Below are 23,642 nucleotides of genomic sequence, written 5' to 3'. Positions count from 1 at the left end.
ACCGCAGGCACATCGCTACTCCTGACTGGCGGGAGTGCTCATTACTGACTGCTGATCCCCATTCGATATCTCCTGCTTTTGTCTGACTGCCATGACGACTGAAATGGCGATAATAATCAGTCCAATCAGTTCGGGTGAGAAAAACAACAGCCAGATCACCCCCAGTAACAGCAGAGCAAAAGCAGGATGCGTATTAAGCCAGTCTGCAGACCGTGCTTGCACCATTTTACCCAGAATCGGAAGTAAAACGATAAGACCAATCGCAGCCAACAGCAGATTCAGGTAAAGGTCAGGCATAATCCATGCTGAGAGTAATTCTTCTTCGGGATCAAAACTCCCTGCCTTGGAGAAATAATGAATTTTCTGTTGTGCAACCGGTTTTAGTTTCTGATGGAATTGGGCGAAAAATGAAGGCGTTGGCAATATCTCGTCGTCACCGGATCTGACATATTGTTTGAAAACAAAGACGCGATCTTTTAAAGCCGCAAAGCGATTCAATGTCTCACTGATCCCCTGCCGATTCAGATCAGGATCAGCCACAATCATTTCCAGATGCTTGAGCGATTTCAGAATTGCCTGCCAGGTCGATTGTGAAACATTACTCTGATCTGCCAGTTCCAGCTCCACTTCGGCAACCTTGAGTTCTGCTTCCAGTTGATCGGCAAAATAAGTAAAAGGTGTTACTTCCTGGGAGAGAAACGTTCGATGGTGATTTGAGGATACGATTTGAACTAAATTATGAGTCAGTGGGAAATTTACTGGTTGAGGTAACTGCAACCAGGCCTTTTCCAGAAAATATTCGTGTTCAATCTGGTAAGACTCCCAGAAGAGGGTCAGTTCATAAAATTTCGGCCCCCCGTTCAAGGGAATCGAGAGGGCGCCGTCTTTCTGCTCAAGCGTCGTGTCATTTTCACCATTGATCAAAACCGCCATCAGCTTGGTTTTCGCAGGCCAGCTCAGTTTCAGCGAACGACTGGTCTGATTGAACAGTTTAATCTGCGTCAGGCCATGAATGACTTCCGGATTGCTCAGGATGATTTCTGATTCCATGTAGGGAATGAATTCTTCGCTTACCACAGTTGTATCACTCAATGTCGAATTCAATTTCCAGGGTCTGTTATTGCCAGAATAAACACGTTCTCTACTGAAATCGGGAGAGATATCGCAGCGAGCCTGAACCCAGTCCGGAACCTTTTCCGGCTGAATCGTTTTTCGTTTCTTTTTATCGGAGAGTTGAAATTCGAGCTGGGAAGATAACAGAAGATAATGCTTTTGAATTTTGGAATTTTCTAGAGTGACAGGCGCAATCACCAGTTCCTGGGCCGGCTTCAACACGGTCGATCTTACAGAAATACTTTTTTCTTTTGTTCTGGAGTCTGGTGGCAGTAAATGAACCAGCAGAGATCCCTCTGGCGACTGGCCTGCCAATTCGAAGGGCATGCCGTCGATTGTATAATTCTCAGTATACTCCTGGGGAATCAACAGGGTGATCTGCATTTCCGGATCTGGAATCGTAAACCGTAATGTTTGCGTCACTTCGATCTTCTGATCTTCGAGCACATCCACCATCGTTAGAGAATCTGCAGAAATCAGCATATTGTGTGGTTTAATTGAAAGTTCGATCACATTACTCTTTGAATCGGTCGCCTGAAACCGACCGACGAATGTCAGATGCTCAACGGAAGATGGTTGAGCCGTATCGTCCTGAACCCGACGAAATTCGGGTGAGGTCAATTTCACTTCGAGCTGTGGTTTCTGATGTAGAGTTAATTGAGAATCTTCAGTCCGGGTCTGTTCTATCTGAATCCCCGGTATCTTCAAATCTCCCATGCTGCGGACGGGTAACCATCCCTTCAATGTCAGATCCTGCAATCCCGACGTTTTATTTTTCAGAAACAATGTGATCTGATTTCCAGCGCGATGCCAGTGTGCCAACCGCTCTACATCTTCTTCTTTTACTGAAAGCGATTCGATCCGGAGTGCCGCCGGGACTGTCAGGATATGTCGAAAAGCGGGTGCCTGACTGATTCGCAATTCTGCGGAAAAGGTCCAGTCGATACTCTTCTGATTCACCACCAGAGACTGGCTGACTCGAGCAGAGCGATCGGGATTTTTAGACTTCAGGTTCAAAGAGATGGGTGCAGGTTGAGCCATTTGAAATAAAAGTGTGGCCGACTTGAGTATATTATCCTCTGGCTGACGACCCGGTGCTTTGGCAGAGATCGAAGTTACACCTTCCGGTAATGTCCCCGACTGCTCTATTTCGAATTCGGGCCCCGTCCGCACACCGATCTGTTGAGATGTAATTTTGATCGTTGCACTCTGGGTTTCCAGATGATCCGATCCAAAATAGACAGGCGGAATCGTGACTTCCTGCAGGGAGTCGTCGGCAGGAAATTCGAAAACGGCATTGATTAGAAATTCACCTGACTTGGATTCTGATAATTCCAGAAGCAGATTTTCAGATTGATGATCGGCGGTGGGATGCAGAGCAGGAATGATCGAAATCCCGGGCGACTTGACACTGCGGACAATCATTCCGGCAGGCAGTTTCCAGGATAGATAATCAACCTTTCCATTTAATACATTGTATTTCACCTGCACATCCAGGCGCGTCATTGAGGAAGATACGTCAGCATTGATGAGGACGCCTGCTTCGAGATTAAGGGGACTGACCTGAGAACTTTGCCCCATAAACCATTTTACTTTTAACTGAGAAGTCTCTTTCAGGTACGTCGAAAAATGCTTCTGTCCCGACAACTGATATCGGGAACTACCCGCACTTTCTGAAAGTTCTACAAGTTGAACGGCATCGTGGAAATCAAACGAGAAATGGTTTGTAGCCAGAGGTGGAATCGAGAGTTCAAACTGACCGCTGCCGGGACTGATTTTTACTGCAGGATGCAGAACCAGTTCGATGTGATGCTCCTGATAAGAATGATCGAATACCGGTTTTCGTGCTTCCAGAGGACCATTTGGATCTGATGACGCGCGGGGGCTGTGAGCCAATTCATTACTGACATTCACCAGAATACTCTGACCGTCGGCAGACAGTAATACCGGGATTACCTTGCCATCGACACGACAGGAATCCGGCCCGCTGAGATTCCCCCCATTGATGGGCAACTGAATCACCGAGGACGTCCTGGTAACAGGGATTTTTACTCGAAAATCAGCATTCACTGTCAGCAACTGATTATCACGAATATCGCCTGCATATTCTGCTGAAGTAATCAGATACGCCGGCGGTTCTGGATCCGCTACAAATTCTTCCAGAACCTGAAGTAAACCGGGGGTCAGATAGGCGAATGATTCTGAACCAGTACGGGAACTGTCTGGTAACAGGACATATTCAGTCTGAACAGCTACCGACTGATTTCCTTCTGCGGGAAGATTCAGCACTGGTGAGTTTTGTGCATATCCTGTCGCGGTGATTCCCAGGACACCTGCCAGCAATATTCGCGCTGTCATAGACACTGAAGAAAGAGAGTGCTGATAGGCTTTGGTGCTTTCATCTTCGATCTGTCGCTGGACTTCCTGCCTGAGAAACCGGCGGGGAATCAGCAGAACAATGAGAATTCCGGCCAGACAGCTGCCGGAGATCTCAGCCCAGACAAACGGAAAGACCCAGGAAAGGATCATTGAGATCAGAATTCCCATGATGCAAATCTTGTCGCGGTGTTTCACACTCCAGATTCGCAGCATCAGACCAATGGTGACTGTTACCAGGAGGATGACCCAGGAAAACAGACGGATATTCCCCGCATTCGCAATTTCTAAAACACCTGACTTCACAGGAAATAAAACAATGGCATCCCATTCTGAACGGTTTACACCCGCATTTTGATTCGGTTTCCCCAGGACACCCAGAAAGCGACGTGTGAGTGATTCAGCGGGCAGGGACTGCTGCAATACCATATTCAGCGGCCCTTCCATCAGTTGAACTCCCGCTGGAAGCACAAACTTCCATTCTGTTTCCAGAACACGCTGGCTGATCTGGGGAAAAGGTATCTGCCGCGTTGTCGTCAGGAAATCAGCACTGGAGGTGGTCTGATACTGAATCGTAATCTGGTAACTGTCCAACTGGTCAAACAAGGGAATCAGATACTGCTTGTCCACTTCAAGAGGAGTCACCCGCCTGCCGTTGACTGTCGTCGAAATCAGTTTCACTTCTCGCGGTAAACGAAAGAGGAATTTGTCATCAAATGTTTTGGAGAGATCAAGCGCGATGGCTGCTTCGTGCACATCCGGTTCACCATTGCCGTGCCCGAAATGAGAATGAATGCTGACTGTAGCCGTTCCCTGATCCAGGCTGTTTTCAGGCATTTCAGAAGAGCGGGTGATCGTTAATGCCCCCAGCGGCTGCTGATATTCCCATTCATAATTGCGTTGATTCCGGGGAAAACGGGATCTGTCTTGAATGTCTGGTGGAAGCAGGAGCCCTTCCGTCTTCATTCTCAAATTGAGCTCGTTGGAATTCAGTACCCGCACGATTCCCTGAAAGGGTTGTGCCTGAGGCGCAAAAACCAGTGCAGCCCGGACTGTTTTCTGGAATGGTCTGTTACGTTCTCCCCGAATTTCCAGTTCTTTGAAAACAGGAGCCGGGAACGAAAGCTCCCAGAGTTCTCCTAGATTGGGAAGATACCACTTCTGATGTTCAGAAACCGGTAGTTTTTGTATTTTAAGCTTCGCCTGCAGGCTACTGTCTGAAGGAAGAGTCCATTCCAGTGGCTTTCCTTCTTCTGACAGGTAAACCATGACACGCTGAATGCCTCTGGCTGGCGGCACACAGTTCAGAATGTAATTTTCCTGAATCAAATCATTATTCAGAGCCAGGAAAGTGCTCGCATTCACCTGGAAAGTCTGTTCCATGCTGGACTGTCTGAGGGTTCCCCAGCGGGCTCCGGAATAGGGTGAGAGGTGAAAGAACCTGGAGTTCTCCTGTCTGACAGCAGGAAACTTCCAGCTTTTAGGTAGTTCACTGGCTGTCAGGTCTTCCACTTCTTTATCAGGATCAAATTGCAGTGCCAGCTGATTTGGCGTGGACAGTTCCAGAATTCGATCGACGCTGCTGCACCCCAGTGGCCTGATACCAGCCAGTTCGATCTGTCGATTGGAAACAGGAACCAGTCGGCGAGCCTGGATTTCCAGAACAAAAGGGGCCTCGGGCGAAACCGATACCGGTAAGCGGATACTCAGTTTCTGCTGCTGATCGCTTTGTTCGACATCCCAGACAATGGCTGCGGAATTCGTCTCCGCCGGACTGCTGACCTGAGTAATTTCCCAGCCGGAGGGTATCATTGATTCCAGTCGATACGTGGAACCTGCGGCAGACGACCAGTGTATTCGGGAAGTCAGTTTCCAGGCCTTCTCTTCTACCTGGATCAGACTGTGTACGCGGGCAGAAAGATTCAAGTCCGGCAATGACAGCCGGTAAACCAGCCGGGCATCGGGTGCATACTGTTTGAAGTCGTAGGCTTCTCCCTGCTCTTCCTGAATCAGTACCCCCGTCTGTCTCAAGTCCGTGAAGCTGATGGCATGCGTCTCCAGAGGCGATGAAATATCCAGGTGAATGGTTCCACCAAGAAAATGTGCCTGCTGCAGTTTGAGCCGGGGGATGATTATCGCAGAATCCAGAGAAGGTGACGCCAGCGCCCGGACCGTTAACGGGCGACTGATGCCGATGAGAGGGTCGATCAAATCGACGGTCATCAGCGTTTGCTCGCTGGTTTTCTGTAACTCAAACGGCAAAGCCAGATCGTTTCCCAGTGTCACGGAGTAAATGTCGTATTCCGCAGGAGCAGAAAATACCAGTTTCTGAACTGGCGTGTTGAGCACTTCGATCTGGAAGTCTTCTCTCAAGCGTAGACCATCTTCACGGATCCCCGCCTGGGCAAACTGATGATAGAGTATTTGGGTCGGCGCATTTTTGATTTTTTCCGCCTGGTGAATAATTGCCTGAAACTGAGACTGCCCGCCCAGTTCGATCTGCCAGAGATCAAATTGCGAGTCTTCGCTCGGTCGGGGACCAGTCACGTAGCCGACCGAGGTCGTTAAAAACATCCCCCGTGGCAGCTTCAGTTGTACTCGAGAGACGACTGTTTCAGGAAGCTGAAACGTGAATTCCGTTCTCTGGGGAAGTTGCCGACCTTTCAGACTCCATTGCCCGGTGAGTGCTTCATCAAAATGATCGACCAGCAGGAGCGATTTCTGATCTGGTGCCAGTCCCCAGACGGCATCCTGGTTGCCCCATTTCAATTCATGCACCGCCAGATTTAACTGGGAAAGATCAATAAATCCGCGTTCACTGCGGGAGCAGTGCATGACATAATTCAGTTTCCCATCCACCAGTTGATCACCTTTCAACGTGGCGGTATATGTCGCTTCCTGAATCCAGGAATTGGGGGGCGTGTTCTTCTTGACCAGGGCCGCTTTTTTCAGCGACTGATACTTTTTCAGGGGAACTGGAAACCAGTTTCCTTCAGGCCAGCTGGATAGATCGCTGCCGGAAACCCTTGTTTCTTCAATCCGCAGCGTGGGAGAGAGCTCCCAGACCTGATTGTCGGCAGCAGTGGCTGTGGCTGAGGGGAACAGACAGCCGAGCCACGAAAACCAGAGACCAAGTCCGCAGATCAAAGCGGTCTGGAAACAGCCGGGGACTCGATACCCAATCATCGATTCGCCCCGGCTTCTGAAGACGAGACCGGTTTTTCGACCACTTCGGATCCGGGCCGGACTGCCGTGATATCTTCAGGATCCACTTCCGAGGGTCGGATTCGTTCTGAAATGGACGGAGGAGGAATGAAATCGCTGGGTGCAGACATGGTCAACAGTTTCGCTTCTCGATGTTTTCTGGATGTCCCGTTAATCATCGATGCGACCACAGCGAGAATCAAGCCAAATACAGCAGGCTGCAGAAGTACTTCTACCGGAGCAGTATACCACAGCGCCACAGCAGAGACGGCAGTAATCATCAGCAGCAGGACCAACGCACTCCGCAGAGCCGAGATACTCATTAAAATGAATCCCAGCAGTAATGCTGTTCCCGCGCCGATGAAGACGATCATCGATCGGGACAGCGCCCGAAACTGCAAGGATGTCGCCGGTCCCAGTCGATAGAACTGATAATCGTTTACGCCAAGAAATTCATCAGACTCAGGCGGTGCATTTTTAAGTGCCAGCGGCAGTTCATCCTGGCCATAGAACTGGCGAGACCAGAATACACCCTGATTTTCCCAGCGGAACTGAGGGGTAAATCCCAGCGGGATGGTAAGCAGATGCTGATTGTTAGGCAGACTGATTTTCCACATCGTCTTTTCGATCCACAGATTATCGGCAAATTCCACAGCGGCCACCGTCATGGGCTGAAACTGCGAATCTCGCTGATGTTTTGTAGAACCATAGTCGATCGTCAGGATATTCTGTTCATTTTCCTTTTCTTTGGGAGAGGGCAAAATGAGTTGATATTCCTGAGACTTACCCAGTTGCAGACTGCCGGTCACACGCTGGTCATTCCACCAGATATCATCGATTTTAATGGCTGCATTTTCCGGCATGCGAAAAGTTAACGTGCGCGGGGAAACCGGGAATTCATACTGAGCCCGTGCCTGATAGGAACCGGTCAAATCCAGGCTGCACTGAATCCAGGCCTGACTGATTGAATAGGCAAACAGGGAACCGGATTCGTTCTTATTCAACTTGAGACTGATGTCCGCTTTCGGATCGATGGCGCGCCAGAAGGCATTATTATTCATCGCCAGTTGCTGCTGCCATGCTGCATCCAGACTTTCGATTTCCAGATACTGCGCATCTTCATCATCCATCAGCGACAGTTCAAACTGGCTTTCGGTAAAAGGTACATCGTCGGAACGAATCAGGGGCACATGGAGTTCATCGGGAGAATTCTGGGGCAACAGGTAGACAGCAGTAATTTTCACCGAACCCAGTTTTTTACTGCGCAGAGAGAGCCGGGCATTCTGCACAGGATCAGCTTCATCAGAAGTCCAGGTAGGTACCAGTGGGTTCTGTTCATTATCCAGATAAAAATTCACTCGATTTTTTAATTCCAAAGGAACCCGTAATCTAACTTCAGACAGCGGCTCATATTCAATCTGATACTGAATCTCCTGTTCTACCCGCATCTCGGCACTTTCAATTTCCAGTAGCGCCGAGCTGGTGGCAATAATTTCCTGACTATGAATGGAAACGACTGCCGAAAACTCGTTGGGACCTGGTTGAATCTGGTATTCGTTTTTACGCAGGTTTAAAACTTCGGCAGGCAGGGTCAATTTCCCCCCTTGCGCCACTGGTGTCGTAAGAACCTGCGTTTTGGGTGCGGGGGTCAGATCTGTCACCACGTTGGTATCATTGACCATGACCAGGGATGTCGGTGACAGGCTGGGCGCTTTGATTTCCGGCAGGGTAAAGTTAAAAGGCTCCTGATCCGCGATCACCGGACGACGTGCGCGGAATGTGATTTCAAATTCACCTTTGGAACGTTTCAGCAGGTTGATATTGATACGCCCCGGCTGTGATTGATTAATCTCGATCGCTTCGGTTAACGATGGTTCCTGCATCAGTTCCAGTTCCCAACCCTCTTTGACCCGATCAGGCCAGTTGAGAGATACCTGATCGAGGGCACCCTGAAAGACATTGATCTGGACCCGGGCTTCCAGCTCGGCCCGGTTGCCAAACATCTGTACCAGATAAAAAGGTCTGGCAGAAAAATAGGGTTTGACCCGTTCAATATTCAAAGGCAGTTGAAACGGCTGATTCAGAAAGCGATAAGAACTGTCCAGATCTTTCTGGTTTGCTTTAATCTGATACACGGATCGATTCTGACCTTCTGTTCGAAAAATGCGATAGCCGTCCAGCGTCTGAATATCGATCAACCCGGTCTGACGCTTGGCACGACTCACCTCAAAACCGTCTATCAGAAACTCTCCCTTCTCTTCGGGAAAATCCCGTTCCAGAGTCCACTGCAGTTCGATCGGCCCGACCGTGGGTTCGATCAATGAAACATCAACGATGTTATCCTTGAGCAACTGATGACTCTTATAACCTTCGCACTTGACATCCAGCAATCGGAACGACTGAGGTAACTTGACCTGCACAGTCTGAAAGCTGCCGGTTAAAGCTTTGATCGACTGGGAAGCATTGAGCAGCACGGAGTCGGTGGTAAAATCGGTCGTCAACAGAGTCTCAGCCTGGAGAACCGTTTCGACTTTCTTCTCATCAGGAATAGGCTGCCAGGAAAGATCCAGCTGATCCCCCAGTCCGAACATCTCAACCAGGCTCTGATCGTCTGAGACTGCTTTTTTGGAAACGGCAACTCCGGTTGGCACTTCCAGACTGATCTGGGGCAGCGGAATCGTCAGTTTGAGATTACTGACTGCCGTCTGTGGTAATACGAGTTGCAGACGGCGCGAGGGCAGCTGCTGTTTGAGTGAAACACTCACAGTCAGATTCAGTTCGTGAGTACCTTTGCCCTGAAACCACCAGAGATAACCTTCGGTCCGATTAAAGCCCCCCGGACTGGATTCCCCCTGCCCTTTGTAACTGGTTTTGAGAAAGATCGATTCATTCAGTTTGATGGGAACGCGGATCCACTGCTTTTCTTCATTGATCAATACCACAATCCGCACATCGAGAACCGCACGATCATCTTTAATGGTTCCCTCAAGCGAAATGGAAGAAACAGCATACGCTGGTGAGCGATCCACCTGGCTTTCCTGTTTCTGTTTGAGGTATTCCAGAATCTGATTCAGGCTGAGATTCGGTAGCGGGAAAAACTGACCATCATCCCCTTTGATATACACATCCTGTTTCGCGGAACCCTGAGCTGTGCCATCTGTCTTCTGTCCGGGGGCGGTCTCTGCTGGCTGAGGAACGATAACAGTACCACTTCCCGCAGGTTGAGTCGCCTTGTCTGGAGTTACCGGTAATTCGTTCTTTCGATCGCCGCCTGACTGCAGACTGTTTTGCCCAGGTTGAGTTGACTGGGCGTAAAGGGAGTCACACGTACCTCCCACGCAGAAAACAGACAGCAAGAACAATCCCAGTGAGACTGAGATGAAACGTGCAAGATATGACATAATTGTTAATAGAACCCGGTCTTAGGGAACAGCTAACCTCTGAGAGAATTCGATCACCGGACTGGTCCCGAGCAAAGTGATTCGAACTCATCACTGACAGTTTCCTGACAGACTCAAACCATAACCATATCCTTATGTATATAACCCGACCCTGTCTGTGTTAATTATCACTGCTTCTATCATACGTCGTATTTTGGGCACATTAAAGAACGAATCTCGAAGGTGACTAAAAAAGCGTCTCAGTTAATAATGACTGCAGGGCAACATGAATGTTTGTCCCATTGGTGGCTAATAGACTGGGTTTTTCAATGGTAAACTCGGCATTTTCGATCGAAGTGACAGCGGCTCCCGCTTCACGGCAGATGAGAACGCCAGCCGCCATATCCCAGGGTTTCAGATTACTTGACCAGTAACCGTCAATCCGACCGGTGGCCACGTAGCATAAATTCAACGCTGCCGAGCCTGTGCGCTGCAAAGTCTGTGACTCGGGCAGCACCCGTAAAAAACGATCAATGGCAATATCCCGTCCAGTAACTCCCACCGGTAGACTGGCTACCAGCATCGCCTGATCCAGAGTGAGAATACGGGAGGGCGCGATGGGAGTCCCGTTTAAGGTAGCCCCGCGCCCCTGAAAGGCAGAGAACATTTCATCGCGATTCGGGTCATAAACGACTCCCAGCACAAGCGCTCCCTGATACTCGAGTCCAATGGACACGCAATAATAAGGGAAACCGTGTACATAATTAGAAGTCCCATCCAGAGGATCGATGACCCAGCGATATTCGGAGTCGCCATCCTGCCGGTTCAAACCCTCTTCCCCTAACATGTTATGTTCAGGGTAGGATTCACTGATATGATTTAAAATCGCTTTCTGGGATGCAAAATCAGCGTCGGTCACGAGATCGGCGCGGCCTTTCTCAGAGACCCGAAATTCATCGACCCAGTCCAGCAGACATTGAGCTCCTCGACGGGCAGCCGTTTCAGCAACATCCAGTAATTCTGTTGAATTCAATGTTCATCCTTCCTTGAAACACATGCGAGCCCTCTGCGTGATGCGCCAGAGTCCGCCTCAGTAATCTGTCTGATGTACGGAAACAGAAAACCAGAGAAAAATTCCCGGCCTGGTCTGTCTCTCCGGATCAGAGCGATTCTCCAGATAAGACTCATTTTAGGAATCAGGGATCGGTGCGCGAACCGTTAACCTCCTGAATTCAGAATTCTTTCCCCTCTTCACTGAAACTGCAAGCCCTCCTGTTGAGCTTCACTTCCTTTGCAAACAGGTAGCAATCACAAGGAGTTACATCATAAAACAGTGTTGCCTTCCATGTGATCACTCCAGGAAAGACAGCTCGGCCCCGGGTGTGATTTCCTGCCGTTTCTGATTCTACTGATTGTGCTGATACCCGTCATTAATCGCTTTGTCCGAAATATAACGGTTTTATTCTGTATTGTTGCGTTTAGAAAACAGTCGAACGGCCGAGGCTGCGTTTTTTTTCAGAATGAAAGTATCTCAGGGGAAACGTGAGGTATATTTTCAACACCTGCTGTCAGGTTCAGCATAAATTCACCAGATAACGTACCTGCCTTAATCGGCAGAACTTCCATCACCAGTTAGATTGATTGAGAAGCACAACAATGGATTTTCAGCTCACCCAAACCTCACTGTATGTCATGGCGATCAGCGTGGGGATCTTCACAGTGATCGCTGCGATTACGGATTACAAAGCCAGAAAAATCTACAACGTTTTGACGGTTCCCTTCTTCGTATTAGGCATTATTTACCAGCTGGTTTTCAATGGCTGGGAAGGCCTGATGTACGGCGGACTGGGGTTCCTGGCAGGCTTTGGCTCATTCTTTCTGATCTGGATCGTCGGCAGTGGTGCTGCCGGGGACGTAAAAATGATGGGCGCTTTATCGATCTGGCTGGGTTTCAAAGCGACTATTGCCGTCATGATTGTCGGAACGCTGTTTGTACTGATCGGTTCGTTTCTGGTTCTCTTCTGGAGTGTTGTCACAAAAGGGACACGAAAAACCAAAGAAACGTATCTGGCAACCGGCAAAGCTTTGAAGAATAAAAAGAAATACAAACCGGAAAGCATGGAACAGAAGCAGAAGCGGGGCCTGATGCCGTTCGCGCTGCCAGTCGTGCTGGCGACCTGGAGTGTCACCACCTGGATGGTGATCAAGTCGGTCGTACTTTAAACACCTGGTTCCAGACCAGATCACATTAGAAATACTGTTGAAAGTAATTCAGCAATGCGAGTCAAACGAGTTCAACATCATTCGCAACAGCCAGAACGCCGGGGGTTCCTGAGTATGGAACTGGCGCTGGTGCTACCGATTTTCGGTATCGTGCTGTTCGCGTTACTCGAATTTACTCTCTTGTTTTATGCGCGGGCAGATGTGGTCGAAGCCAGCCGCATCGGTGCGCGACTGGCAACACTGCCGGGCATCACACAAGAAAATGTACAACAGGAAGTATTGAAGATACTGCCTCCCCAGTTGGGGCAAGGTGCTGTCATCCAGACGGAGATGGGAGAACATGCCGGCGATATCGTGATGGTGGCTGTCAGCATTCCGATGAATCTGGCTTCGCCGAACCTGCTGTGGCCAGTGGGATACGACTTAACGGGACAAAATTTGTATTCAGAAACAAGGATGATCAAAGAGTGATTCGATCGGCGAATCGATTCGCACCTTGTTGATTTGGAAATAATCGTAAAGCCCTCCGACGATTCAACAGGAGGGGAAACTGGAAGCCGGGCAACCGCCTTGCTTCACCAAGTTACGGGAGATTGATCCGGTGAAAAGCCTGACCCCTGCAAAAGTAACCCTGTTGATGTTTGGCGTCTTCGGCGTACTGATTGCAGCCTATATAGGAAAACGATTACTGGCCGGTAAAGAAGAAGCACCGCCAGTTGCCACACGAAACATTCCCATGGCGATCAGTGAACTGGAACCAGGTACCCTGGTAACCGATGAGCATCTGGGTCTGGGTCCGATTGCGATCAAAAATCTGAAGCCGGAAATGATGACATCGAACCGCGTGATCGTCGGTCGTATCGTCAAGGAACGCATTCCTGCCGCGACACCGATTTCAACCGGTCAGCTGTACCCGGCCGGAGAGACACCACCTATCCAGGTGGAAGCAGGTATGCGGGCGATTTCCGTACCTCTGGAATCGTCCGTAGATCTGGTCGATGGACTGATCAAACCCGGTGAGTACGTCGATGTCCACATGACACCGACCGGCATGAATAATGACAAACGCATGAATGGTGGCATGACGCTGACCCTGTTTAACGGCGTCCGGGTGATTGCCATCAATCGCAGCTACACTCAAAACAGCAGTTCCCGGCGGGGTACAAATGTCACGCTGGAACTGACTCCCGAACAGGCCAACATCATGATCCTGGCCCGTGACCGCGGTGAAATTACAATGAGTTATACCCCCGAAGGAAAAGGGAATGGCGGCGTTGCCGTCAGCAGTTCTGAAAAAGCAACCCTCTATGAAATCCTCGGATTGAAGTCTCCGGAAAAACCAAAAGAGGAAGAACCGCCTAAGCCTTTTGTCGTAGAAGGTTATTATGGTTCCACCCGCAGTGTGAATAAATTTGATCGAGATGGATTACGAATCGGCGATTATGACAGTTACCGTCGCGGTGGAACCGGTGGATTCAACTCGGGCGGATACCTGAATCCTCACTGGGGAAATGGTGGCGGCTATGACAGCGACAGTGGTTCCATCAGTGCCCCTGCCCGACCTGGCGATGCCAATACCGATTCGAACGGCCCGACAGCTCAACAAACTCCCAATCCCGGTCCTCCCCAAGGTGGTCCCGGTGGGCAGCCGGGGCCTTATGCCCGCTCGTTTTCGTTTCCTCAGAACCAGACTGCAGGCCGTTAAGGTATTACGGTCTCATTCACTGGCGGGGTCTTTCTGTTTTTTATCACTGAAGTTCAGACTTATGAAACGTCTCCAGAAAATCCAGTTCACAAGAGCGCAATCTGACGCACGCCGAGGGGTGATTACCCCTCTGGCTGCGATAGTACTGCTTGTCGTAATGACGGGCATTGCGCTGATCGTGAACCGCCTGTGGCTGGATGCTGCATCACTGGAAGTCACCACCTGCGTGGAGACAGCGGCGCTGGCAGCGGGGCATGAACTGGTTTCCGATGAACTTCTGAAAGACAAACCGGACTATAACCTGCTGATGGAACGGGCAGAGACTTCAGCCAACCAGGCTCTGAAACTGAATACCGTGGCCGGTCAGCGGATCGGGATTAATCTCAGCAAAGGTGATAACTTACACTTCGGGAAATTAGTTCCTGATGAAGAGACCGGTTTGAGAAAGTTTCTGCAGACAGACCATGAGCCACAGAGCATTCAGATCAAAACTCACAACTCCAGCCGCCTCGCTAATCCGGTTGCGGATTTCATGTCGGATCTGACTCACACGGATCTGGGCAGGACCAGCGCGCAAATCGAAGCAACCCTGGACAATCATGTGCAGGGAGTTCGTCCCTTTGAAAACGTCCCGGTGCCCGCTTACCCACTGGCGATTTTGAAGATCGACCCGACGGGAAAGCATACGGAAACCTGGGAACTTCAGATCAACCAGAAACGAGGAAGAGATGAGTATCGATTCGACCCTGAGACGAAAACAGTCAGTCGTGGTTCCGATGGAATCCCGGAAATCATTCTGACCGGAAAACCGCGACGGGGTGAAATTACCGATGCGAACATGCAACTGCTGGATTTCGGTTCTGATTTCAAATCGGAGGCGGTGGTTCGTCAGATCCGATCGGGGCTCACCAGGAAAGATTTAAAACATTATCAAGGGGAACTGCTGTTTAACGGGCCTCCCCTTCCCATACATTGCAGCCCGGACATTGAAAATGCGGAACAGGATGCCTTTCAGGCAATGATCGGCCAATGCCGCATCTGCTTTTTATATGACCAGGTCACTGCTTCCAGTCAGAAATATGATGGAACGGCAGACTGCACGAAGCTGGTGGCAGGCCGCATCATGGCAGTCCAGAGAACCGATAATCAGACAACCAGAATCATCCTGCAACCTGCGGTAATGACAACACGTACTGCCATTCTGGCTCAGCCACAGGCAGATCCGTCTGCTGCCCTTTCCACACGGGATCTGAAACAGACAGCAGACTCACTCAAACCAGTAACCAATAAATACATTTACAAGCTTTATCTGACCCGTTAAGGGTGGAGAGTTCCATGGTATTACAAAGCGAATCAACCATAGCCAATCCAAATGCGGATGCCAAAAAAGCCTTCCAGAGGCTCAAGACACAACTGCATCATCAGATGGTGGACGCCATCGATTTTTCCAAGGCAGGTGGATTGCCTGAAGAAGATCTGCGAAACAAACTGCGTGGCCTGGCAGAGCATCTTTGCATGCAGCAGGATATCGCCCTGGATCAGACGAACCGCGACATCATGGTCCGGGAGATCCTCGACGAAATTTATGGCTTCGGTCCACTGGAGCCCCTGATGAGTGACCCGGAGATCAGCGACGTGCTGGTCAACGGTGCGGATCGTGTTTTCATCGAGCGGAATGGTCTGCTGGAAGAAACCGACATCAGTTTTGCTGACGATGAGCACTTACTGCAGTTTATCCATCGCCTGGTGGGACGAGCCGGTCGACGTATCGATGAAGTCTCGCCGATGGTCGACGCCAAACTGCCCGATGGTTCCCGTCTGAACGCGGTGATTCCTCCCCTGGCATTAAAAGGCCCGACACTTTCCATTCGTCGTTTCCGAACCCAGGCTCTGTTGTTTGAAGACATGGTCAAAAAAGGATCGCTGGCGCCGGATATGGCCCGCTTTCTGGAAATGGCAGTTCACGGACGCCTCAATATTCTGATCAGCGGTGGTACCGGTGCCGGAAAAACCACGCTGCTGAATAACCTGAGCCGCTATATTTCAAGTAAAGAACGTATTGTAACCATCGAACAGACAGCGGAACTGCAACTGCAGCAGCCGGACGTTGTTTCCCTGGAAGCACGACCATCCAACATCGAAGGTCAGGGGGAAATCAACCAGCGTGACCTGTTGAAGAACAGTCTGCGAATGCGGCCTGACCGGGTGATCGTGGGGGAATCCCGCGGCGGTGAGGTACTGGAAATGCTGCAGGCGATGAATACCGGTCACGATGGCTCCATGAGTACCGTGCACGCCAACGATACGCGTGACGCGCTGGACCGACTGGAACTGATGATTGCATTATCCGGTGCAGATCTTCCGAACTCAATTGCCCGACGGTATATCGCTTCGGCGATCCACCTGCTGGTACATATTACTCGTCTCCCCAATGGTGAGCGAAAAGTGATGCGTATCTCGGAACTGATCGGCTTTCAGAATGGCGAATACATGGTGGAAGACCTGTTCGTGTTTCGCATCACCGGTGTTGAGAAAAATGGTCAGGTACACGGTGCATTCTATGCAACCGGACATCATCCTGTGGCAATGAACTGGTTAACGCAGACCAACTTTGATGACTGCGAAGATCTGTTCCACGCGCGTGAACTGAAACTCTCTGATACGAAATCAGATCAACAGGATGGACAGGAGCAATAAACATGGCTACTGACGCCGCTATCAAAACAAATAAAATCGAGGACTTTACGGAGATCCTCCGCGATCGTGACCGCTACGCTGTTGATGACTCAAAGCAAATCGGAAACCGCTTGAATGGCGGTTTCGATGAATTGATCATCCATTCCGGCGTTGACGCCAACCCAGGAGTCATCCTGTTTCTCTGCCTGATGAGTTCAATCCTGGCTGGCGGATTGATTTATATTCTGCAGGAAAATTTTCTTTCCACATCGATTGCGTTCATGGTGGGTGGGATGGCCCCGATCGCTTACTTGATCTTCAGCAGGTCAAGCCGTCAGAAAAAGATCAATGATCAGTTGTCTGATATGGTTGACGAACTCGCGCGCGCCGCTAAAACGGGACGTAGTCTTACACATTGTTTCATCAGTGTTGCTGAGAAAACTCCTGCTCCCCTGGGAGAGGCACTCAAGGAGGCATCCCGTCGTTTACAGATGGGTGTTTCCATGAAAGCTGCTCTGGATGGGCTGTATGAGCGTACGGGAGTGGCAAGTCTGAGCATTCTTTCGATGGCATTGATTGTCCATCAGGAGACCGGGGGGGACCTGGTGAAAGTTCTGGAACGGCTGGCACGAACGATTCGCGACCGTGTGCTGTTCCTGGGGCGTCTGCGGACTGCCACGGCCGGTAGCCGTGCCACTGCGGTCCTGATGATCTTGCTGCCGCCACTGATTCTTGCGTTCTTTATTTTACGGGACCCGACCTACCTGACCACCTTGATGGCTTCTTCGTGGGGGCGTGGTGCCACGTTTACCGCTATCGCACTGCAGGTGATTGGCTCTCTGTGGGTCTTGAGAGTATTAAAAACCAGTCAACGTAGCTGATAACAAAGATTTCATTGAAACCTGCCAGAAACTGGCGAGGGCAATCCCATGTTTACACCAACAATTACAATTTCCATCTTTTATACCATCTGTGGTCTGATCATTTTATGGATGCTGTTTCGTATCATCCGTAAACGGAAACCTCAGCAGAACGAGCAACAACATCCGCAGGCGCCGCCGGAAGTCGAGAAGCAGTCGCAGGCTGCGACTTTGACTCCCTCTACCGCATCTGCCCGCTCCTCTGCAGCAACCTGGGAACATCGCCAGCTGTTTTCCGCAATCGAAACGAGCAACAAGACTGCTTCCACACTGCCTCCCGTCGAAGCCGGTGATGTACCATCCATGGGTGGAGAAGATTATATCTTCGGTTCCGCTACGCCTGCCCTGGCTGAAATGATGCCCGAGTCGGAAGAGCGTCGTGCCAAAACGAAAAAAGAATTACAGGCAGCGGGTTACTATCAGCCGCACGCTTTACATAATTTTTCGGCAATTCGATTCATTTCGATCCTGTTGACCCTGCTGTTTTTCGGTGTTGTATTACTGATTGCTCCAGAACGTTTTGAAATCCCGATTCTGGTGGCGATGCTGATCGTGCCGATCCTGGTCTGGGCGGTCCCCTTCCTGGTGATAACCGGTAAAGCCTCTGACCGCAGGAGTGAAATTGAACAGGGTATCCCCGACATGCTGGACATGTTAAACATGTGTGTGTCACAGGGGATGACCGTTCCACACGCCTTAAAGAAAATCATCAACGAACTGGCCAAAGTCTATCCAGCACTGGCTCATGAACTGAAAATCGTAATCGAACAATCCTCGATCGGGACCTTCTCGCAGGCTCTATCGAATTTCAGCAAACGTATTGATGTGCCGGAAGTGCATTCGTTTGCCGCCCTGCTGATTCAGACCGACCAGATGGGTACCAATGTGACATCAGCTTTGCAGGAATACAGTGATAACATGCGAGAAAGTCTGTCACAGCGGGCAGACGAGAAGGCCAACAAAGCGACATTCAAACTGTTGTTCCCCACGGTGCTCTGCCTGATGCCGGCAATTTATATCTTCCTGCTCGGCCCCGCGATTGTAGAACTGTCAGACTTCTTCCATTCCGGAGGACGTGACAGTCTTAACAATACCACCAATATGTTCCAGCAGGTTGGTGGGCCGTAAGCCCTGTTCGCACAGTCTATTTATTTAAAAAACATCCTGACAACAATTGCTGTCAGGATGTTTTAATATCTGGTTTGCCACAATTCAATTCAGATCAGACCTGGGGCAGTTCCCAGTCCGCTCGGTATTCGCGACACAGCAGGGCGTTGGCCTGTTCATTCTCGATGATTTGATTCAGTCGGGTATCAAAGCGGATTTCCTGTCCCGCGCGAAACGCCACATTCCCCAGATGGCAGAGCGCACTGGAGACGTGTCCAATTTCAATATCCGAAGTCGGTGTCTTACGGGACTTGATGCAGTCGATGAAGTTTCGATGGTGTGTGGTGGCCTGGTCACTGGTACCGGATGTCGCCGCATCTTTCTGATCGTAGACTTTCCAGCCGCCACGATCGACGACCAGCGTCCCCTTATCACCATAAAAGGCAGCCGCTGCGTTGCGTCCTTCCATACCATGCGTGCTCCAGAGGCGATGTTCCCAGACAATGGTTTTATCCGGGTAATTATATTGAACCACCTGGGTATCCGGAGTTTCCTGATCATCGTTGAAGAAATATTTACCCCCGGACGCAGAGATCCGCTCTGGTAAATCGACCCCCAGCCCCCAGCGGGCAATGTCCAGCATATGCACGCCCCAGTTCCCCATCTCGCCGGTCCCATAATCCCAGAACCAGTGCCAGTTATAGTGAAAGCGATTCGGGTTGAAAGGACGGCTGGCAGCGGGACCCAGCCAGAGATCGTAATTCACGCCCGCGGGAACCGTGGTATTTTTCTTTTTACCGATCGGTTTGCGGCGATGAATAATCCAGGCTTTGGCCAGCTTGACTTCCCCCAGTTTTCCGCTCTGGACAAAATCCACGGCTGATTGAAAGTGGGAGCCACTGCGTTGATGAATTCCGGACTGAACCACACGCTGGTATTTTCTGGCCGCCTCGATCATCGCCAGACCTTCGTTCAGATTATGCGAAACCGGTTTTTCGACGTAGACATCTTTTCCTGCCTGGCAGGCCATGATGGCCATTAAGGCGTGCCAGTGATCAGGGGTCGCGATCACCACGCCGTCAATTTCCGGGTCATCCAGGACTCTGCGGAAGTCGGTGACAAATGCGGGAGCAACCCCCTGCCCCTTTTCGATCGACTTGACTGCTGCTGGCGCGACGGATTCGTCCACGTCACAGATTGTCTTGAAACGCACATCGGGAAATTCAGCCATGCTGGAAGTCAGGAATTTTCCCTGTCCGCGCACGCCGATTCCTGCCAGGACCACCCGCTCGCCGGGCGAAGATTCCGCGCGGGCAAGATTGCTTGCCAGACCCACCACCCCGGCGGCCATTCCCGCTGCATTTCGCGCGCTGCGATCCAGAAACTGTCTGCGATTGACGTCCCGTTTCAGAAATTCTTCTACATCCACTTCAAAACCTCTTGCGTTAACTCCCTGTGAAATGGGAACTTTTGAATTTGTGCCCAATCTTGGATTTATTCTCAGCGACTCAATGTCTATTATAACAGATAAGAACACTGAATATATCCTGTCATTCTACATACATTACGCATTTCTGTCACATTTATTGAGTTTTCCTCGATAAATATGAGTTTAGACGACCGACCTTTCCAAAGGGTTTCCTGTTCACTCGAACGGGGATAAATCAGAAGCGATTTCAATTGACGCTCTATCAGTCCAATAAAGATCTTGCCAGCATGCCGATAAAATTTCGATGCCAACACTGTGATCAGTTGATGGGAATATCTCGCTCGAAAGCAGGCGAAGTCGTCGACTGTCCTACCTGTGGGTTATCCGTACGGGTGCCCGGTCTGGATGGCGCGGTGGCTCCGATTCCGCAACCTCGCCTTAATCTGAAAGATGCGGAACTGGCCAATGCCCTGGACGAACTGGCGGCGATTGGCGCCAATGTCACTCTCGATAAACAGAAATTTTCGGAACAACAGGAATCACTGGCAGCTGAAGCTTCGGCACAAAATTCGGATCACACTTCGTTTCCTGAAGAGGCGTTTAAAGCAATTCCGATGAAGTCGATTCAAACCTCCGAGCCTCCGCAGCAGCTGGAACCAGCTCATGTATCGTCTGCACCAGAAAGGCAGGCCACGCCCGTCAGTCAGTTACAGGTGGAACCTGCGGAGCAGGGCGAAATCAATCATGCCGAGGAGCTTTCCCATCTGGCAGGCCTGGCACAGAAACGTGCCTCAGATGTCCTGGCAGAAAAAAAGAAGACCAGGCTGAAACACGCAGCCCGGTTTGAGTTACCCACCAGTACGTGGGTGATCATTCTGCTTACCTTTGGCGCGTTGATGTTTTCCATCGGTTTACTCGTCGGTCGCAACGTTTTGTGAAATCGAAACTCCCGGTGAGTTTGTGAGAAAGTCACAACAGAGCGTTCACATTCTCCGGAGGACGACCGAGTACAGCCTGTCTGCCTTTCACCACAATCGGTCGTTCGATCAGTTTGGGATGCGCTGCCAGCAGTTCAAGCGCTTCGTCCCGAGAGAGTTCTTTCTCAGCCAACTTGAGTTCCCGATAGATCTCTTCCCCCTGACGCATTAAATCGCGGGGTTCCATTTTCAGTTTCTTTAACAGGGAATCCAGTTCTGCCACGGTCGGCGGTGTTTTCAGATATTCGATGACCTGCGGTTCCTGACCGGCTGCCTGGATCAAAGCTAAAGTCTGTCGGCTCTTGCCACAACGGGGATTATGATAAATTGTGATCATGGTTTTTCTGCTTCAACTCCTGCAGCTGACTGGCAAACTCAGCGACGACCTCCGGAGACTGCTGGTAGACATCAGCGACATCCCAGCGATCAACGGGTTTGCGATACAGCTCTTTTTTCTGTGAATCATCTCTCAATTCAGGCTCATCCGCATCCTGACTCGTTATTGATTCCAGATAATAATATTCAGCAGTCCGAATTGCCAACGTCTCATCATCGGCTGCATAGATGTGCGGCTCCTGAATTTCGAATTCACCTTCCAGCAGTTTCAGTAAATCGACTCCCTGATCAGACTGTGCCTCTGAACCGGTTTTCCACCACGAAAGCAATGTGACCGGTAGATCAGCCGGTTGTGTCAGGAACTGTCGGCGGCTGCCTGACTGTCCGCTGTCGGAGCGAAACAGCATCAAAGGAATGTGCGTCGATTCTTCCAATAGCCCCTGCATCCCGGAATCCCTCACCGGCCCCAGCAAAGCAGTACCCCCACGGGCAGCCGTCACGATCAGGAGAAAGGAATGGGAGTCTGCATATTCCAGCAGTCGATCCAGAAAACGGCCCAACCACTGATCGAGCAGCGTGACATACCCCGCATAAACCACCCGCGCCATCTGTCGTTCCTGCTCGTCCAGTTCAGACCATTCTTCCGGGCTGGTAAACAGTTCTGCCACGGCGGAAACCAGTTCCTGCCAGTCCTCTTCTTCCAGGTCTGTTTCTAAATCTTCATCGGAAACATCTTCCAGTTCCTCCAGAGTTTCATCAGCCTCTTCTGAGGCACCCTGATCGAGCACTTCGTCCAGGTACAGGGTCGCAAAAAACTCGGGAGCCAGGGGAAAAGAGGGAACTCCTTCCGAGCGGATCCAGATCAGTTGATCGCGTGAATCTTCCATCCACCCGGGTAATCGCTCGACAGCAGCCTGCATCAGTTTTGCGATGGGTGTCTCGACTTCGCTGAGCTGATAATGATTGGTCCCCGTGATCGTGTCGACCTGATCAAAACTGGAAAGGTACGGTTCCTGTGCTCTTTGCGCGGCATTTCGCCCGGCGTCGGCATCTGCTTCCAGGAGCAGAGACGTCGCAATGCCCTGATTCTTTAAAGTTGAGACGAAACTCTGCAGATTCGGACTGGCAGCCTGAAATGCCTGGGGAAGAGTCTCACCTGTCCAACAGGGAAACGAATTCTGCGTTGCAGACAAGTCGTTGGCATAGTGTTGATCAAACAGCACGGATAGAGCAGCCAGGCGATCAAAATTGGGGGTCTCGATCCATTGATGTCCATAGCACCCCAGCATGCAGGCAGGCAACTCTTCAAAACTGACAACAAAGGCTTTTTTCATGTAATCACTGGTCTTCGTTATGATGAAAAAGAATCAATCCACTCACTGCATCGTCTGGAATACGCGCGGGCGTCATCGGCTGTCACGATGCCTTCCGCCTGATGGATCGTCATAAATCCCTGATAATCGACTGCTTTCAGCCCGCTAAAGACTTCTGCAAAATCAATCCCCTGTCCGGACTCATCCCAGTAAGGCAGTAATCGAAACGGCCGTTCTCCCAGACACCAGGTCTCCAGGTGATCTGGCCCCTCAGCGGTAATCACAAGATTCTGAACGTACGCATTTCTGAGCCAGGGCTGGATCGTTCGTATTGCCTCAATACCATAATCCTGGCCACACATCAGCAGGCTCGCCGGTTCATAGATCAACCCGAAGTTGGGTCGGTCTATCTGCTGCAGGACCTCAATTGATTTACCCAGTTCTTCAAACAGGCAGGCGGGATGAAACTGATGCACAAGTTGAATTCCCCGCTCGGCTGCCAGGTCACAGGCCTGTCGCGCGTAAGGGATGTCCTCTTCGGTTTTCAGACAGACCCGCACCATCTGACTTCCCAGCACTTCAGCCACATGCAGCGAGGGTTCAATCTGACGCAAAGCCTGGGGCGCGTCATTATTGTTCTGAGGAATATTCAAATCAGCGGTTACCATCGAAATGACAAGACCGGCCTGATCCACGATGCTACGAACCTCTTCCAGTTCAGCTTGAGTACTATGCACGCCAACAACACTGGCCCGCATACAAAGGGCCGCATAACCTGTGTCAGCAGCAATTTCTGCGACCTGGGGAAAGGGGATATTTAATTTTGTCTTACAGGCTGCTTCAGCGATCCGCACCGAAAGTGAAAGCTTCATCGAGTATCCTT

At 50.6% G+C, this 23,642-nt stretch carries 15 protein-coding genes; 8 read left to right on the top strand and 7 right to left on the bottom strand.

Features of this window, described 5'->3' with window-relative positions; genetic code table 11:
• Window positions 1-15 precede the first annotated feature (15 nt).
• The 3 genes from AACZ40_RS00110 to AACZ40_RS00100 form a co-directional block, all read right to left on the bottom strand.
• On the bottom strand, window positions 16-6,675 hold the full coding sequence (locus AACZ40_RS00110) for a hypothetical protein (RefSeq protein WP_291175290.1): 6,660 nt from the start codon (window positions 6,673-6,675) through the stop codon (window positions 16-18).
• Window positions 6,672-10,049 carry a hypothetical protein gene (locus AACZ40_RS00105; RefSeq protein ID WP_339672603.1) on the bottom strand — a complete coding sequence of 1,126 codons (3,378 nt, stop codon included), beginning with the start codon at window positions 10,047-10,049 and terminating at the stop codon, window positions 6,672-6,674. The genes AACZ40_RS00110 and AACZ40_RS00105 overlap by 4 nt, the downstream gene beginning before the upstream one ends.
• Window positions 10,050-10,320: 271 nt before the next feature.
• A complete protein-coding gene (locus AACZ40_RS00100) occupies window positions 10,321-11,106 on the bottom strand; it encodes an inositol monophosphatase family protein (RefSeq protein WP_291175296.1) in 786 nt (261 codons plus the stop codon).
• Window positions 11,107-11,729: 623 nt separating this feature from the next.
• Here AACZ40_RS00100 and AACZ40_RS00095 point away from each other — a divergent pair.
• The 7 genes from AACZ40_RS00095 to AACZ40_RS00065 all read left to right on the top strand — a co-directional run bounded on the left by AACZ40_RS00095 (window position 11,730) and on the right by AACZ40_RS00065 (window position 18,725).
• Window positions 11,730-12,296 (top strand): A24 family peptidase, encoded by a 567-nt coding sequence (locus AACZ40_RS00095; protein WP_291175299.1) that lies wholly within the window; start codon window positions 11,730-11,732, stop codon window positions 12,294-12,296.
• A 54-nt stretch (window positions 12,297-12,350) separates the two neighbouring features.
• Window positions 12,351-12,767 carry a pilus assembly protein gene (locus tag AACZ40_RS00090; RefSeq protein WP_291175301.1) on the top strand — a complete coding sequence of 139 codons (417 nt, stop codon included), beginning with the start codon at window positions 12,351-12,353 and terminating at the stop codon, window positions 12,765-12,767.
• A gap of 130 nt (window positions 12,768-12,897) precedes the next feature.
• The gene (gene cpaB / locus AACZ40_RS00085) at window positions 12,898-14,001 is read left to right on the top strand and encodes a Flp pilus assembly protein CpaB (RefSeq protein ID WP_339672598.1); all 1,104 of its coding nucleotides are present in this window, start codon (window positions 12,898-12,900) and stop codon (window positions 13,999-14,001) included.
• Window positions 14,002-14,062: 61 nt separating this feature from the next.
• Complete coding sequence (locus AACZ40_RS00080) at window positions 14,063-15,322, top strand: hypothetical protein (protein WP_291175306.1); 1,260 nt, start codon at window positions 14,063-14,065, stop codon at window positions 15,320-15,322.
• Between the two features lie 14 nt (window positions 15,323-15,336).
• Complete coding sequence (locus AACZ40_RS00075; protein ID WP_291175309.1) at window positions 15,337-16,698, top strand: CpaF family protein; 1,362 nt, start codon at window positions 15,337-15,339, stop codon at window positions 16,696-16,698.
• Between the two features lie 2 nt (window positions 16,699-16,700).
• The gene (locus tag AACZ40_RS00070) at window positions 16,701-17,558 is read left to right on the top strand and encodes a type II secretion system F family protein (protein WP_291175311.1); all 858 of its coding nucleotides are present in this window, start codon (window positions 16,701-16,703) and stop codon (window positions 17,556-17,558) included.
• Window positions 17,559-17,606: 48 nt separating this feature from the next.
• Entirely contained in the window at window positions 17,607-18,725 is a 1,119-nt protein-coding gene (locus AACZ40_RS00065; protein ID WP_291175315.1) for a type II secretion system F family protein, read from the top strand.
• A 94-nt stretch (window positions 18,726-18,819) separates the two neighbouring features.
• Here AACZ40_RS00065 and AACZ40_RS00060 read toward each other — a convergent pair whose 3' ends face one another.
• Window positions 18,820-20,133 carry a Gfo/Idh/MocA family oxidoreductase gene (locus AACZ40_RS00060; RefSeq protein WP_291175318.1) on the bottom strand — a complete coding sequence of 438 codons (1,314 nt, stop codon included), beginning with the start codon at window positions 20,131-20,133 and terminating at the stop codon, window positions 18,820-18,822.
• 326 nt (window positions 20,134-20,459) lie between these two features.
• On the opposite strand from AACZ40_RS00060, the gene AACZ40_RS00055 reads away from it, so the two are divergent.
• A complete protein-coding gene (locus tag AACZ40_RS00055) occupies window positions 20,460-21,071 on the top strand; it encodes a hypothetical protein (protein WP_291175321.1) in 612 nt (203 codons plus the stop codon).
• A gap of 31 nt (window positions 21,072-21,102) precedes the next feature.
• Here the strand turns inward: AACZ40_RS00055 and arsC are convergent, their stop codons facing one another.
• Genes arsC through AACZ40_RS00040 form a run of 3 tightly spaced genes read right to left on the bottom strand, consistent with a single transcriptional unit; the run spans window position 21,103 to window position 23,631 of the window.
• Window positions 21,103-21,447, bottom strand: a complete 345-nt coding sequence (gene arsC / locus AACZ40_RS00050) for an arsenate reductase (glutaredoxin) (protein ID WP_291175324.1) — start codon at window positions 21,445-21,447, stop codon at window positions 21,103-21,105.
• Window positions 21,428-22,780 (bottom strand): sulfatase-like hydrolase/transferase, encoded by a 1,353-nt coding sequence (locus AACZ40_RS00045; RefSeq protein WP_291175327.1) that lies wholly within the window; start codon window positions 22,778-22,780, stop codon window positions 21,428-21,430. Before AACZ40_RS00045 ends, arsC begins: the two co-directional genes overlap by 20 nt.
• 17 nt (window positions 22,781-22,797) lie before the next feature.
• Window positions 22,798-23,631 (bottom strand): sugar phosphate isomerase/epimerase, encoded by an 834-nt coding sequence (locus AACZ40_RS00040; RefSeq protein WP_291175330.1) that lies wholly within the window; start codon window positions 23,629-23,631, stop codon window positions 22,798-22,800.
• Window positions 23,632-23,642 lie beyond the last annotated feature (11 nt).

Origin of the sequence: uncultured Gimesia sp., from assembly GCF_963972345.1 — a bacterium.
Taxonomy (GTDB): domain Bacteria; phylum Planctomycetota; class Planctomycetia; order Planctomycetales; family Planctomycetaceae; genus Gimesia.
The sequence above is the reverse complement of the archived record's forward strand: the minus strand, read 5'-3'. Positions and strand labels throughout refer to the sequence as shown.

What these genes read in the sequence shown, in the direction of transcription:
- AACZ40_RS00110 (WP_291175290.1), bottom strand. Translation starts at nt 6,675, where the DNA reads ATGATTGGGTATCGAGTCCCCGGCTGTTTCCAGACCGCTTTGATCTGC.
- AACZ40_RS00095 (WP_291175299.1), top strand. Translation starts at nt 11,730, where the DNA reads ATGGATTTTCAGCTCACCCAAACCTCACTGTATGTCATGGCGATCAGC.
- AACZ40_RS00090 (WP_291175301.1), top strand. Translation starts at nt 12,351, where the DNA reads ATGCGAGTCAAACGAGTTCAACATCATTCGCAACAGCCAGAACGCCGG.
- AACZ40_RS00080 (WP_291175306.1), top strand. Translation starts at nt 14,063, where the DNA reads ATGAAACGTCTCCAGAAAATCCAGTTCACAAGAGCGCAATCTGACGCA.
- AACZ40_RS00075 (WP_291175309.1), top strand. Translation starts at nt 15,337, where the DNA reads ATGGTATTACAAAGCGAATCAACCATAGCCAATCCAAATGCGGATGCC.
- AACZ40_RS00070 (WP_291175311.1), top strand. Translation starts at nt 16,701, where the DNA reads ATGGCTACTGACGCCGCTATCAAAACAAATAAAATCGAGGACTTTACG.
- AACZ40_RS00065 (WP_291175315.1), top strand. Translation starts at nt 17,607, where the DNA reads ATGTTTACACCAACAATTACAATTTCCATCTTTTATACCATCTGTGGT.
- AACZ40_RS00055 (WP_291175321.1), top strand. Translation starts at nt 20,460, where the DNA reads ATGGGAATATCTCGCTCGAAAGCAGGCGAAGTCGTCGACTGTCCTACC.
- arsC (WP_291175324.1), bottom strand. Translation starts at nt 21,447, where the DNA reads ATGATCACAATTTATCATAATCCCCGTTGTGGCAAGAGCCGACAGACT.
- AACZ40_RS00045 (WP_291175327.1), bottom strand. Translation starts at nt 22,780, where the DNA reads ATGAAAAAAGCCTTTGTTGTCAGTTTTGAAGAGTTGCCTGCCTGCATG.
- AACZ40_RS00040 (WP_291175330.1), bottom strand. Translation starts at nt 23,631, where the DNA reads ATGAAGCTTTCACTTTCGGTGCGGATCGCTGAAGCAGCCTGTAAGACA.